We start from the raw sequence: 13,370 nt of genomic DNA, 5'->3' as shown, positions 1-13,370 counted from the left end.
GGAGACAAGTGGATGCGCAGCGAACGGGAGAAAATGGCAGCGGGAGAATGGTATTGCTGTCTGGATGATGAACTCGATGCCCTGCGTGTCGCGGCCCGCCGGGCCGTCCACCAACACACCAGCATGGTGCCGGATGCCCGTGGTGCAATGGCCCCGCTTCTGCGCTCTCTCTTTGGGTCCGTCTCCAAAACCGCCTTCATCGAAGCACCGTTTCATTGCAGCTACGGCTTCAATATTTCGCTGGGTGAAAACACCTATCTCAACGCGGGATGCGTCATTCTGGATTCCGGCCCCGTCACCATAGGAAACGGTTCCATGCTCGGCCCCGGCGTGCAGATCTATTGCGCCGATCACCATAGGGATGGCGCGCAGCGCGCACGTGGCATCGAGATCGCCAAACCCGTCACCATTGGCAACAATGTCTGGATTGGCGGCGGGGCGATCATCCTGCCCGGCATCCGCATTTTCGATGGCGCGATCATCGGCGCGGGCTCGGTCGTCACGAAAGATGTCGCCGCCGGTCAGACTGTGGTCGGAAATCCCGCCCGCCTCGTTTCGGCATCGTTGCCGGCAACTCGTGATTGATGCGTGAAGTCATGGAGCACTTCTTGGTGCCGTACTGTTATAAATCCGACATAAAACCGTAAACGAGACGTCATGGAACGCGCCTATTCGCATCCTCACCCAACAAGGGCGGTAGAGGATCGGAACTATGATCAAGAAGTTTTCCATGGCTGCAATGGCCATCACGTTTTCGGCGACATCGTCCATGGCGGCGACCAACATCACCTGGTGGCATGGCATGGGTGGCCGCAACGGCGAAGTCATCAATGAAGTATCGCAGAAGTTCAATGCCGCGCAGACCAATTGTGCACTGACGCCTGTTTCCAAGGGCTCTTACGAAGAAGCGCTCGCCAGCGGCATCGCGGCCTTCCGTTCAGGCGAACAGCCGAACATCCTTCAGGTCTTCGATGCCGGTGCCGCCACCATCATCAATGCCAAGGGCGCGATCATTCCGGCCGAAGACATCATCAACAAGGCCGGTTACAAATTCGATCGCGAAGCCTTCATTCCCGGCGTGCGGAACTTCTACGCCGCTGCCGATGGCAAGTTCGTCGGCATGCCGTTCAACTCGTCTGCGCCGATCATGTACTACAACACCGAAGCCTTGAAGAAGGCCGGTGTCGAAGCCCCCAAGACCTGGGAAGAGTTCGAGGCCGCAGCGCCGAAACTGAAGGAAGCCGGTTTCATTCCCCTCGTTCAGACGCAACTGACCTGGGAATTCACCGAGAACTTCTTCTCGCGTAACAACCTTCAGTTCGCCACAAACAACAATGGTTACGACAGCGTTGTCGACACTAAGCTGAAGGTCACCGATCCCAACCTCGTCATGATGTTCGACAAGCTGAAGGCCTGGAAGGATCAGGGCTATTTCGCCTATTACGGCGCTGGCTGGAACGATAACCAGAAGCCGTTCGAAGAAAACAAGGTCGCGCTGTGGATCGGGTCTTCCGGCTCCTTCGGCGGCCTGCAGAAGACGGCACAGATGCCGTTCTCCGCAACCTTCCTGCCCTATTGGGGCTCCATCAAGGGCGCTGGCACCAACTCTTTCATCGGTGGTGCTGCCCTGTTTGCCATGTCCGGCAAGTCGGACGCCGAAAACAAGTGCGTGGCTGACTTTTTCCAGTTCCTGACATCGCCCGAAATCCAGAAGTTCTACCACGAGGCAACCGGTTACGTCGCCATCACCCAGGCGGCCTATGAGCTTGCCAAGAAGGAAGGCTTCTACGAGAAGCAGCCCGTTGCCGAAGTCGGCATCAAGCAGCTGTCTCTTCCAGGTGGTGAATGGTCCAAGGGCTACCGCCTCGGCTTCTACCCACAGATCCGCGCCATCATGGAACGCGAATATGGCCGCATCTTCTCCGGTGAAGTCGAGCCGAAGCAAGCCATGGAGATCATCGAAAAGGAAGGCAACGAGCTTCTGGCCCGTTTTGCCAAGACTGCCGGTTGATTGAACTGAAGCCATAAGAAATGGGCCTCCCTTCAGAATGAGGGAGGTCCGTTGGTTGTCTGAAGGCTAGCCAGTTTCTCTTTTGTCATCCTCGGGCTTGTCCCGAGGATCTAACGAACCACAACATTGAACGTGGTCAGATCCTCGGGACAAGCCCGAGGATGACGTCGAGCAAGTGGGTAAGACCTGTCCATGATCCCGGCCTCGCTTCAGACATGAAGAGACGCCCACAACACACAAAGGTTCGCGCGCGTGGCCTATACTTCGTCCCAGCCGGGTCTCGTCCGGCCCATTCCCGGCGTCGCCGCCAAGGCCAAGAAGCCTGTCGAGATGGCGCAGCCCGCCAAACGGGTGCAGTTTTCGTCGTCCGCGCTGCCTTATCTGTTGATCGCGCCACAACTCATCGTCATTTTCGTCTTCTTCTATTGGCCGTCCGTACAGGCCGTTCAGTCGTCATTCTATATCGAAGACCCCTTCGGCTTCGGCTCCACCTTCGTCGGCATGGCCAATTATTCCGATGCGCTATTCAGCGCCGAATATCTCAACATCGCCAAGTTCACGGTGATTTTCACTGTTCTCGTTACCGTCTTTTCACTGGCGCTCGGCCTTTTGCTGGCGGTGAAGGCGGACGCGATCATTCGCGGCGCTTCGGCTTACAAGACGCTGCTGATTTCGGTCTATGCCATCGCTCCGCCGGTTGCGGGCCTCATCGGCATGATGTTTTTTGACCAGCACATCGGCCCTTTCGTCAAGATGGCCGCCTTCTTCGGCTGGCACATGCAGGTCGGTGTCACCTATTTCGATACCGCCTTCGCCATGATTTTCGTGTCCGTCTGGAAACAGATCCCCTATAATTTCATCTTCTTCCTGTCGGGCCTGCAAAGCGTGCCGGTGTCGGTGCGCGAAGCCGCCTTCATCGATTGCCGCTCCGGCCTTCGCCGGTTCTGGACGGTCATCATGCCGCTTCTGGCGCCCACCGCTTTCTTCCTGCTCATCATCAACATCACCTATGCACTGTTCGATACTTTCGGCGTCATCGACGTGATGGTGAAGGACAAGGCGGCCAACAACCCGATTACCCTTGTCTACAAGGTCTATGTGGATGGCTTCCGCGGCAATGACATTGGCGGCTCATCGGCTCAATCGGTCATTTTGATGATCGTCGTCTTCGTGCTGACGGTCATCCAGTTCCGTTTCCTCGAAAAACGCATCCATTACGGTTGAGGGATTTTCACCATGTACAAGACAAAGCCCCTCGATCACCTGATCCTCATCATCGGTTCGCTGTTTCTCATCATGCCTGTGGTGGTCGCCTTCATGACGTCGACGCATACGGCAGCGCAGATCCATATGAATGGCCTGACGCTTCTGCCGGGAGACAATTTCGTCGGCACCTATGAGAAGGTCTTGACCCAGAAGGGTGGCTTTACGGGTCAGATCACCGGCCTCAACATGGTCATCAACTCGCTGATCCTCGGCATCGGCTTTGCTGTCGGCAAGATCGTGCTGTCGATGCTGGCGGCTTACGCCATCGTCTATTTCCGCTTCCGCTTCGCCACGCTTGCCTTCTGGGTCATCTTCACCACCCTGCTTCTGCCGCTGGAAGTCCGCATCATGCCGTCCTATGAGGTCATGAGCAAACTGGGACTGTTGAACTCCTATACCGGCCTCATTGTACCACTTCTGGCATCGGCCACCGGCACCTTCTATTTCCGGCAGTTTTTCAAATCCGTGCCGGATGAACTGTTGGAAGCTGCCCGTATCGATGGGGCAGGGCCGGTCAAGTTCTTCATCGATATCCTGCTGCCTCTGTCGCGCACCATGATGGCGGCCATCTTCATCATCATGTTCGTCTATGGCTGGAACCAGTATCTCTGGCCCATGCTGATGACTAGTGATGAGAGCTTCTTCACCATCATGCGCGGCATCAAACAGATCCTTCAGGTCTGGGTCGGCTCGCAAATTCCCGATTACAACGAAGCGTTCGCGCTCGCCGTTCTGGCCATGCTGCCACCTGTGTTGATCGTCGTCATCTTCCAGAGCTGGTTCATCAAGGGCCTCACCGAAAGCGATAAGTAAGGACAACCACAATGGCCGAAATCGAAATCAGTCAGGTCTGCAAGGATTACTCCAACGGCATACGCGCCGTTCACGATGTGGATATCTCCATCAAGGACGGGGAATTCATCGTCCTCGTCGGCCCGTCGGGTTGCGGCAAGTCCACGCTGTTGCGCATGGTTGCCGGTCTTGAGGAGATATCTCAAGGCAAGGTCAGCATCGGCAACCGCGTCGTCAATGACGTGGAGCCCGCCGACCGCGACATCGCCATGGTCTTCCAGAACTACGCGCTTTATCCGCATATGTCGGTTCGCCAGAACCTGGAATACGGCCTGAAAAACCGCAAGACGCCTAGGGACGAGATCGATGCGCGCGTGGCGGAAGCCGCCCGCATGCTGGAGCTTCAGCCCTATCTGGATCGCAAACCGCGGGCTTTGTCGGGCGGTCAGCGCCAGCGTGTCGCCATGGGTCGCGCCATCGTGCGCAAGCCCGCCGCTTTCCTGTTCGATGAGCCGCTGTCGAACCTCGATGCCAAGCTGCGCGTTTCCATGCGCGGCGAGATCAAGCGCCTGCAACGCCGTCTTGGCACCACCTCCATCTACGTCACCCACGACCAGCTGGAGGCCATGACGCTGGCAGATCGTCTGGTGGTGCTGAATGCCGGTCGTATCGAACAGATCGGCGCGCCGCTGGAGGTCTACCACAAGCCAGCCTCCACCTTCGTCGCCAGCTTCATCGGCTCGCCCGCCATGAACCTCCTGGCAGGCGAACTGCACGGCGACAGGCTCGCCATCGGCCCCGCCACGCTCTCGCTCAATGGTTATGCCCCGGCCTCCGGCCCTGTCACGGTCGGCATGCGCGCAGAAGACCTGCGGATTGCCCGCGCCGGTGAACAGGGCATCCCTTTCCGCGTGGATTATATCGAGGAGCTCGGCTCGCAGCGTCTCCTCCATGGTCTGGTGGGCGATCAGGTTCTGACCGTGGCCTGCGCTGCCGAAACCGAGATGCCGCAGGAGATGTTGCTGGCGATTGCGCGCGAAAAGCTGCATTTCTTCCACAATGACACCGGCAAGCGCATCACGACCAGCGCCGATGTCATGCCGCGTCAGCCAGCGGAGCAGCGTGTCGCGGCCCATTAGAGCGTTTCCTTGTTAAATGGAAACGTTCTGCCGGAGCAGATTTTCGTCAGGACAAAGGCGATTGGCGAAGGGCATACCCTGAGGTACGGTCGAGCCGATCGCCTTTGTCCCGGCGGAAATATGCCCGGCCCTCCGGGTTGGTTGAAACGGGCCATCTGCCTGCCCGGACGGCTTGGCCGTATGCTAAGGCTACGCCACGCGCCATCCGGACAAGCAGTCGATCCCGTTTGAACCAACAGAACTGTTTCCATTTAACAAGGAAACGCTCTAAAAGTCGGCTGGAAATGCACGTCGTTAAACTTGTCTCAATTTAAGGAAGAGCATTCTTACTCGATCTGTGCTAGGGCGTTTCCATTGCAAGGTTGGGGACGCAATATGGTTTTTCATGTCATGATCGCAAGTGTGGCTGCAATGGCGGCCCGCGCCGTGCCGCTGATGCCGCGCGCCAGGAGTGTCGGGCGGACGCAAACCGTTGTATCGGCTGCTTCCAGCGGCCTGATCATGCAACCCGCCCCCATCAACCCGGACTGGATCCTCGCAGGCGAACCCGTAGCCCGCATGGCAGACCATTCCAGAAGTGCAGATCGCGCCGCCTATACCGCTCTGTGGGATTGCACGGCTGGCACGTTCCGCTGGTTCTTCGCCTGGGACGAAACGGTCCATATCGTCGAGGGCGACGTCCATGTGACTGCGGAAGATGGCACCATTCATATGCTCCGAACGGGCGACGTTGCCTATTTCAAGGCCGGCACCTGGGCCACATGGCGTGTGGATACCTATGTGCGCAAGGTCGCCTTCCTGCGCCGCCCTTTCCCGGCGCCGATCGCCTTTGCCTATCGCTTGAAGAACAAGCTGTTGCCGGCCAAAACGCCCTCGCTGTAAGCCCCGAAACCGTCAATAAAACTCATAGATACGCCACTCCGTAGCAGTTGCCTTTGAAGCTTGCCTGCCCTACACATTTCGGGCTTTCAAAAGGAAATTGCGCATGGCCAAAATCAAGAACGTCGCGATCCAGATGGATCATGTCTCCGGCATCAACATCGCAGGCGACAGCACCTTCGCGATCAGCCTTGAGGCGCAGGCCCGCGGTTACCGCCTGTTCCATTACACACCGGATCGTCTGTCGATGCGAGATGGCAAGATCTACGCCACCGTCGAACAGATGCAGTTGCGCGATATCAAGGGCGATCACTTCTCTTTGTCTGAACCGGAGCGTGTTGATCTCGCCACCATGGATGTTATCCATCTGCGCCAGGATCCACCCTTCGACATGGCCTACATCACCTCCACGCATTTGCTGGAGCGCATCCACCCCAAGACGCTTGTGGTGAATGATCCGGCATGGGTGCGCAATTCGCCGGAAAAGATCTTCGTCACCGAATTCGCCGACCTCATGCCCACCACGCTCATCACCAAGGACGTGAGCGAGATTGCCCGGTTCCGCGAAGAGATGGGCGACATCATCCTCAAACCCCTTTACGGCAATGGCGGCGCAGGCGTCTTCCACTCCACCCGCGATGATCGCAATTTTTCCTCGCTGCTGGAAATGTTCGGCCAGATGTTCCGCGAACCCTATATCGCCCAGCAATATCTGCCGGATGTCCGCAAGGGCGACAAGCGGATCCTTCTGGTTGATGGCGAGCCGGTTGGCGCCATCAACCGCGTGCCTGCGGAAAACGATGCCCGCTCCAACATGCACGCCGGTGGCCGTCCTGAACCGACAGAGCTCACGGCCCGCGAAAAGCAAATCTGCCAGCGTATCGGCCCCGCATTGCGGGAGCGCGGCTTCCTCTTCGTCGGCATCGATGTCATCGGCGATTACATGACGGAAATCAACGTCACGTCACCCACCGGCATCCGCGAAGTCAAGAAATTCGGCGGTGCCGATGTCGCCAGCCTCTTGTGGGACGCGATCGAGCGCAAGCGCGACGCGCAGGGCTGAGCCGTTTGGAGTGGCGAAAACCTGAGGTTTTCGCCACGTCTTACAACTCACGCCGCCTTGGCGACGTGATACTCCTTGATCGCAGCCATCTTGATAGCCGGATAGCGTTCCGCTTCATAGCGCAGCGAAAACGCATCCTGCGCCAGAAACACCGGGTCACCGTCCAGATCGCGGGCAATATCGCCGCGCTTGACGGTCAGGAATTTCTCCATATCCGAAGCCTGATCCGAGGAAATCCAGCGGCAGATCGAGAAACGCGACATTTCAAACGAAACCGGCAGGCCGTACTCGCCCATCAGCCGTTCCTTCAGAACATCCAGCTGCAAGGCACCGACAACGCCGACGATGGCGGGCGATCCGTCTTCGGGAGAAAACAGCTGTACGACGCCCTCTTCGGCCATCTGGTGAAGCGCTTCTTTCAGCTTCTTCGCCTTCATCGCATCTTCCAGCCGCACGCGGCGCAGAATCTCGGGCGAGAAGTTCGGTACACCCTGAAACACCAGGTTTTCCCCCTCGGTCAGCGTGTCGCCGATGCGCAACGTGCCGTGGTTGGGAATGCCCACCACATCGCCCGCGAATGCCGTATCGGCAATGTGTCGCTGCGACGCGAAGAAGAACTGCGGTGCCGTCAGGCCCATCTGCTTGCCGGTACGCGCCAGCCGCGCCTTCATGCCACGCTCCAGCTTACCGGAGCAGATGCGCGCAAAGGCAATGCGGTCGCGGTGGTTGGGGTCCATATTGGCCTGAATCTTGAACACGAAGGCCGTCATTTTTTCTTCGGCCGCGTGAACCGTTCTCGTATCGGCCACCTGGTCGCGCGGTGGCGGCGCAATGTCGCCGAGAGCGTTGATCAGGTCTCGCACACCAAAATTGCGCAGCGCGGAGCCGAAGAAGACCGGCGTCAGATGTCCCTCCAGAAAGGCCTCGCGGTCAAAAGGACGGCACGCCTCCAGCGCCAGCTGCGTTTCCTCGATAAAGGCCCCGCGCTCGTTTTCCGGCAACCGGCTGGCCACGTCCTGCGGGCCATTCACCTGCGTTGCCTCGACTTCCGTGTCGGAACCGCGAACCTTGTTGCTGGCCAGATAATAGGAACCGCAGAAGCTCTTGGAACGACCGATCGGCCAGGTGATCGGTGCCGTGTCCAACGCCAGCTTTTCCTCGATCTCGTCGAGAATTTCGAAGATGTCTCGGCTTTCGCGGTCCATCTTGTTGACGAAGGTGATGATCGGAATGTCGCGCATGCGGCAGACTTCGAACAGCTTCAGGGTGCGCGGCTCGATACCCTTGGCGGCATCGATGACCATGATGGCGGCATCCACCGCCGTCAGCGTGCGGTAGGTATCGTCGGCAAAGTCTTCATGGCCCGGCGTGTCGAGAATATTGTAGACCTTGTCGTCATATTCGAAGGTCATCACCGAGGTCACGACCGAGATGCCGCGCTCGCGCTCGATTTTCATCCAGTCGGACCGCGTCTGGATGCGATCCTTCTTCGCCTTCACTTCACCGGCCAGCTGAATGGCGCCGCCGAACAGCAACAGCTTTTCGGTCAGCGTCGTCTTACCGGCGTCCGGGTGCGCGATGATAGCGAAGGTGCGGCGGCGGGAAACCGCCTCGGCGAGTGTTTCGGGCATCAAACAAATCCTGTGGAATTGCGCGGTATCTAGCGTTTCGGGGCCGCTTTTGCAATTGACCTTGGCGCGCACAAGGAAAACTAATGCCGCATGACCAAAGAAAACCAAAATCGCCCCGCCCTGAATCTCGTTCGTCTGGACCATGCACAGGGCATCGAGCTGCCTTCCTACGAGACGCCGGGAGCGGCTGGCATGGACCTGCGTGCCGCCGTCGCCGGGGATGCGCCGGTGGTGCTGACACCGGGCGCCCGCGCACTGGTGTCCACCGGCTTCATCTTCGAAGTCCCCCAAGGTTTTGAGGCGCAAATCCGCCCGCGCTCCGGCCTTGCCATCAAGAACGGCATCACCTGCCTCAATTCACCGGGAACGGTGGACAGCGATTATCGCGGCGAGGTCAAAGTCATCCTCGCCAATCTGGGCCAAGACGATTTCGTCATCGAACGCGGCATGCGCATCGCCCAGATGGTCGTAGCGCCCGTCACTCAAGTGACCGTTGTCGAGGTCGACGAGACCTCGGATACCGCGCGTGGCACCGGTGGTTTCGGCTCTACCGGCGTCTGATGGCTGACAACCCGTTGCAATTTTCCGCGCGGCATACGTGAAATTGTTCACTTCTTGTTCTTGTCTTATCATGACCGTTGTGCAAGGTTGCAGGGGCGGACACTTACACGCGTGATTGAGCGTTTTCTAAAGTCCGCCTGTTGGGGGCTTTCATGGTTGCGCGCGTCAATACGGTGGCATTTCAGGGCATAGAGGGCGTGCCGGTCGAAGTTCAGGTCATGGTCGCACCCGGCAAGGTCGGCATGCAGATCGTCGGCCTGCCGGACAAGGCTGTTGCCGAAAGCCGGGAGCGGGTGCAGGCGGCCTTGCATGCCTCTGGTCTGGCGCTTCCGGCAAAGAAAGTCACGGTCAATCTCGCACCGGCTGATTTACCCAAGGAGGGAAGTCATTTCGATTTGCCCATCGCGCTGGGCCTGATGGCCGCCTTGGGTGCCATTCCTGCGGATGCGCTGGGTTCCTATGTTGTTCTGGGCGAGCTTAATCTGGATGGGACCATTGGCGCCGTGTCTGGCGCGCTGCCGGCCGCCATCGGCGCAAACGGGCAGGGTAAAGGTCTCATCTGCCCGGCAGACAGCGGTGGAGAAGCGGCATGGGCCGGTGCCGACTTCGATATTCTCGCTCCGCGCAGCCTGATCGCTCTCGTCAATCATTTCCGCGGCACACAGCGTCTTTCGCGACCGGTTCCAGCCATCCGCGCCCATCCTGCAAACCTGCCGGATCTTGCCGATATCAAGGGGCAGGAAAGCGCCAAGCGCGCGCTGGAGGTGGCCGCCGCCGGAGGGCATAATCTGCTCATGGTCGGTCCGCCCGGTTCGGGCAAATCCATGCTGGCCTCACGCCTTCCCTCCATTCTGCCGCCGCTGTCGGCGGCGGAATTGCTGGAAGTCTCCATGGTCCATTCCATTGCCGGGCAATTGTCCGGCGGCAAGCTGTCGGATCGTCGCCCGTTCCGCACCCCGCACCATTCCGCCACCATGGCAGCCCTTGTTGGTGGTGGCCTGCGGGCGCGGCCGGGGGAGGCCTCGCTTGCCCATCACGGCGTGCTTTTTCTCGATGAATTCCCGGAATTTTCGCCGCAGTCGCTGGATGCGCTGCGCCAGCCACTGGAAACCGGTGAGTGCATCATTGCCCGCGCCAATCATCGCGTCAGCTATCCCGCAGAAATCCAGCTCGTTGCGGCCATGAACCCATGCAAATGCGGTATGGCGGGCGAGCCCGGCTTTACCTGCGCCAGAGGGCCGCGCTGCCTGACAGATTATCAGCAGCGCATTTCCGGCCCGCTGATGGACCGCATCGATATCCGCATCGAAGTGCCGGCTGTCTCGGCCGCAGATCTCATCCGCCCCATGGCCGCCGAAGCCAGCGTCGATGTCGCCCGCCGCGTCGCCCGCGCTCGTGATCTGCAGCAGGACCGTTTCGCGACCGCCGGTTTCAACGGCATCCGCACCAACGCCCGCTGCTCAACGGCGCTGATCGAAAAATTCGGTGAACCCGATGCGCCAGGCCTGCAACTGCTCCGCGACGCCGCCGAAAAACTGAAATTCTCCGCCAGAGGCTACCACCGCATCCTCAAGGTCGCCCGCACCCTGGCCGATCTGGACGACAAGCCCACCGTCGGCCGCATCCATCTGGCCGAAGCGATTTCCTATCGCATCGCAGGTGAGCGATTGACGGCGGCAGCGTGAGGGGAAATCACGAGCGAACCTTATTGTCATCCTAAGCCAGTCACAGGAGAAGCGCCGATGGTGGCGTTCACCCCCACTGTCTGCCGGCATCTCCCCCACAGGTGTGCAGATCAACAAAAGGCATACTCAATGCTCCGAACGTAACGGTCGGAACGATAGCTCTGGCAAAACATGCTCTCGTCCCGCCGCAACTTTTAAGACGTCCAATGATAATGCCCCCAGCGGATCTCCCCCCTTGAGGGAGAGATGCCCGGCAGGGCAGGGGGGGAACGGCACATTCAGATCCTCATCAAAATTACTTCCCAACAAAATCAGTACCTTAAATGAAAATCTGAAAAAACAGCAAAAAACACCCCGCAGTTTTCTCCACGGCTCGCGAATCGACCGCACACTGGTCCCGTTCCGCCCTCGGATACACCGCAAGGCGTTGCGGCGAGGCGGAACCGGCGCTGGTGGTGAGGGGGTACGCAACCCCTCATCGCCGGGGTCCGGCAGCGAATCCCCCCGGCGGCAACGGGTGGGGCGTGGCACCGGTTTCGGACCGGCCGGTGCACCGCCCCCGATATTCGGACCGGATCGGCATGCCTGCCTCGAATATCCAGACGGGTTTCGAGATCCAGGCAGTGTCGCTCCTGTCCGCCCGCCGCCGGGTGTACCGACAGCTCATCGGCTCCTGGTCGAACGCGACCGTGAGGAGTTTGAAGCGAAAGTCAGGCGGTACACAGGCAAACGCTGCATCTGCCCGGCATCCTCGAAGGGGGAGAAAGGGCAGGTGCGGCCGAACTGGCAGGTGGAATGTTTCGGCAACGAAGCACCCGCCGCCCGGAGGTAAAGGGTTGGACCTTGAACATGTCCGACCGGTGAACCGGCAGGGTTTCGGCCCTTTGCCATCCGGGATGCGCCAGCCGTGGCAAGAGGATCGCTGGCGGGCACAAACCGCTGAACGGGGCGCTGAAAGGTGCCAATATTAGACTACCCAACGAGGCAGCTTGCAGCGCCCCGTCCGAATACCATGGCCGATGAGGCTGTGGACCCTGAGAAGAAAGCACACCACGGGCAGAGGCTGCCGCGTGAACGGCGAAGCCTGCGCAAAAGGCTGGCCGGGATTTTTGACAGGATGGCTATGGGAGAACGCAGCCGCCTCATCTTCAACGTTCAAGAGGAGCGAGAGTTAGCCGCGATTCGATCTCCCCACCTGTGGGGGAGATGCCCGGCAGGGCAGAGGGGGTAAGCCACATCCGCGACGTTCGTAAGAATCGTCATACGGAGCGCACCTCACCCTTACCGCTCCATCAACGAACCGAAAAAACGCTCAAAATCCCAAACCCTCAAACAGGGCCGTCGACAGGTACCGCTCGGCAAACGACGGAATGATCACGACGATGGTCTTGCCCGCATTCTCATCCCGTGCGCCGATCTTGCTCGCAGCCGACAACGCAGCACCGGAGGAAATGCCCACAGGCACACCTTCGAGGCGGGCAACGAGGCGGGCGGTTTCAAAGGCTTCATCATTGGTGACGGTGATGATTTCGTCGTAGATTTTCATATCGAGAACGTTGGGCGCAAAGCCCGCGCCAATACCTTGAATTTTATGCGGGCCGGGGGAGCCGCCCGAAAGAACCGGGCTGTCGGCGGGCTCGACGGCCACGACCCTGATCTCAGGCTTGCGGGATTTCAGAACCTGACCGACACCGGTGATCGTGCCGCCCGTGCCGACACCGGAAATGAAGATATCGACATCACCATTGGTATCGTTCCAGATTTCTTCCGCCGTCGTCCTGCGGTGGATATCAGGATTGGCCGGGTTTTCGAATTGCTGCGGAATGATCGCATTGGGCAGTGTTTCGGCCAGTTCATGCGCTTTGGAGATCGCGCCCTTCATGCCCTTGGGGCCTTCGGTCAGAACCAGTTCGGCACCCAACAACGCCAGCATCTTGCGCCGTTCGATCGACATGGTCTCTGGCATGGTCAGGATCAGCTTGTAGCCTTTTGCCGCCGCAGCGAATGCAAGCGCAATGCCCGTGTTGCCTGACGTGGGCTCGATCAGCGTTGTCACGCCAGGGGTAATCTTGCCCTGCGTTTCCAGCGCTTCGATCATGGCAACGCCGATCCGGTCTTTGACCGAAGCAATGGGGTTGAAGAATTCGAGCTTCGCCAGAATGGTGGCTTTGACACCCTTTTCGTTGGCCAGCTTGTCGAGACGCACCAGCGGCGTGTCACCGATCGTTTCGGTGATCGAGGAATAGATCCGTCCGCGTCCCGGTTTTCTGGCTTCAGACATGACAGGCTCCCATTGTGCAAATGCATCAGAATTTTGCGCAGAATAGGAGGAATGGTCCGATC

Annotated in this window: 11 protein-coding genes; 9 read left to right on the top strand and 2 right to left on the bottom strand. The window is 59.2% G+C overall.

The features are described from left to right. Window positions 1-12 precede the first annotated feature (12 nt). The 7 genes from GGQ73_RS12450 (at window position 13) to gshB (ending at window position 7,150) form a co-directional block, all read left to right on the top strand. The gene (locus GGQ73_RS12450) at window positions 13-585 is read left to right on the top strand and encodes a sugar O-acetyltransferase (RefSeq protein WP_183896626.1); all 573 of its coding nucleotides are present in this window, start codon (window positions 13-15) and stop codon (window positions 583-585) included. A gap of 127 nt (window positions 586-712) precedes the next feature. Next, the gene (locus tag GGQ73_RS12445; RefSeq protein WP_183896625.1) at window positions 713-2,011 is read left to right on the top strand and encodes an extracellular solute-binding protein; all 1,299 of its coding nucleotides are present in this window, start codon (window positions 713-715) and stop codon (window positions 2,009-2,011) included. 252 nt (window positions 2,012-2,263) lie between these two features. After that, window positions 2,264-3,235: an ABC transporter permease subunit gene (locus GGQ73_RS12440; protein ID WP_183896624.1), complete on the top strand. Its 972-nt coding sequence runs from the start codon at window positions 2,264-2,266 to the stop codon at window positions 3,233-3,235. Window positions 3,236-3,247: 12 nt separating this feature from the next. Further along, on the top strand, window positions 3,248-4,090 hold the full coding sequence (ugpE, locus tag GGQ73_RS12435; protein ID WP_174151924.1) for a sn-glycerol-3-phosphate ABC transporter permease UgpE: 843 nt from the start codon (window positions 3,248-3,250) through the stop codon (window positions 4,088-4,090). Window positions 4,091-4,101: 11 nt separating this feature from the next. Further along, the gene (locus GGQ73_RS12430; protein ID WP_183896623.1) at window positions 4,102-5,208 is read left to right on the top strand and encodes a sn-glycerol-3-phosphate import ATP-binding protein UgpC; all 1,107 of its coding nucleotides are present in this window, start codon (window positions 4,102-4,104) and stop codon (window positions 5,206-5,208) included. Between the two features lie 375 nt (window positions 5,209-5,583). Continuing rightward, window positions 5,584-6,090, top strand: a complete 507-nt coding sequence (locus GGQ73_RS12425) for a cupin domain-containing protein (protein ID WP_183896622.1) — start codon at window positions 5,584-5,586, stop codon at window positions 6,088-6,090. 103 nt (window positions 6,091-6,193) lie between these two features. Next, a complete protein-coding gene (gene gshB / locus GGQ73_RS12420) occupies window positions 6,194-7,150 on the top strand; it encodes a glutathione synthase (protein ID WP_183896621.1) in 957 nt (318 codons plus the stop codon). A 47-nt stretch (window positions 7,151-7,197) separates the two neighbouring features. Here gshB and GGQ73_RS12415 read toward each other — a convergent pair whose 3' ends face one another. Continuing rightward, window positions 7,198-8,781, bottom strand: coding sequence for a peptide chain release factor 3 (locus GGQ73_RS12415; protein ID WP_183896620.1), 1,584 nt, complete (start codon window positions 8,779-8,781; stop codon window positions 7,198-7,200). Between the two features lie 90 nt (window positions 8,782-8,871). Here GGQ73_RS12415 and dut point away from each other — a divergent pair, with 90 nt between their 5' ends. Both dut and GGQ73_RS12405 read left to right on the top strand, forming a co-directional pair. Beyond that, window positions 8,872-9,342 (top strand): dUTP diphosphatase, encoded by a 471-nt coding sequence (dut, locus tag GGQ73_RS12410; RefSeq protein ID WP_183896619.1) that lies wholly within the window; start codon window positions 8,872-8,874, stop codon window positions 9,340-9,342. A gap of 152 nt (window positions 9,343-9,494) precedes the next feature. Next, a complete protein-coding gene (locus tag GGQ73_RS12405) occupies window positions 9,495-11,027 on the top strand; it encodes a YifB family Mg chelatase-like AAA ATPase (protein WP_183896618.1) in 1,533 nt (510 codons plus the stop codon). A 1,312-nt stretch (window positions 11,028-12,339) separates the two neighbouring features. Here the strand turns inward: GGQ73_RS12405 and cysK are convergent. Continuing rightward, on the bottom strand, window positions 12,340-13,308 hold the full coding sequence (gene cysK, locus GGQ73_RS12400) for a cysteine synthase A (protein ID WP_183896617.1): 969 nt from the start codon (window positions 13,306-13,308) through the stop codon (window positions 12,340-12,342). Window positions 13,309-13,370 lie beyond the last annotated feature (62 nt).

It is taken from the genome of Rhizobium skierniewicense, from assembly GCF_014196515.1.
Lineage (GTDB): Bacteria > Pseudomonadota > Alphaproteobacteria > Rhizobiales > Rhizobiaceae > Agrobacterium > Agrobacterium skierniewicense.
Note: the sequence above shows the minus strand (reverse complement) of the source record. Positions and strands in the feature narration are given on the sequence as shown.

What these genes read in the sequence shown, in the direction of transcription:
- GGQ73_RS12445 (WP_183896625.1), top strand. Translation starts at nt 713, where the DNA reads ATGATCAAGAAGTTTTCCATGGCTGCAATGGCCATCACGTTTTCGGCG.
- cysK (WP_183896617.1), bottom strand. Translation starts at nt 13,308, where the DNA reads ATGTCTGAAGCCAGAAAACCGGGACGCGGACGGATCTATTCCTCGATC.
- GGQ73_RS12425 (WP_183896622.1), top strand. Translation starts at nt 5,584, where the DNA reads ATGGTTTTTCATGTCATGATCGCAAGTGTGGCTGCAATGGCGGCCCGC.
- GGQ73_RS12405 (WP_183896618.1), top strand. Translation starts at nt 9,495, where the DNA reads ATGGTTGCGCGCGTCAATACGGTGGCATTTCAGGGCATAGAGGGCGTG.
- dut (WP_183896619.1), top strand. Translation starts at nt 8,872, where the DNA reads ATGACCAAAGAAAACCAAAATCGCCCCGCCCTGAATCTCGTTCGTCTG.
- gshB (WP_183896621.1), top strand. Translation starts at nt 6,194, where the DNA reads ATGGCCAAAATCAAGAACGTCGCGATCCAGATGGATCATGTCTCCGGC.
- ugpE (WP_174151924.1), top strand. Translation starts at nt 3,248, where the DNA reads ATGTACAAGACAAAGCCCCTCGATCACCTGATCCTCATCATCGGTTCG.
- GGQ73_RS12450 (WP_183896626.1), top strand. Translation starts at nt 13, where the DNA reads ATGCGCAGCGAACGGGAGAAAATGGCAGCGGGAGAATGGTATTGCTGT.
- GGQ73_RS12430 (WP_183896623.1), top strand. Translation starts at nt 4,102, where the DNA reads ATGGCCGAAATCGAAATCAGTCAGGTCTGCAAGGATTACTCCAACGGC.
- GGQ73_RS12415 (WP_183896620.1), bottom strand. Translation starts at nt 8,781, where the DNA reads ATGCCCGAAACACTCGCCGAGGCGGTTTCCCGCCGCCGCACCTTCGCT.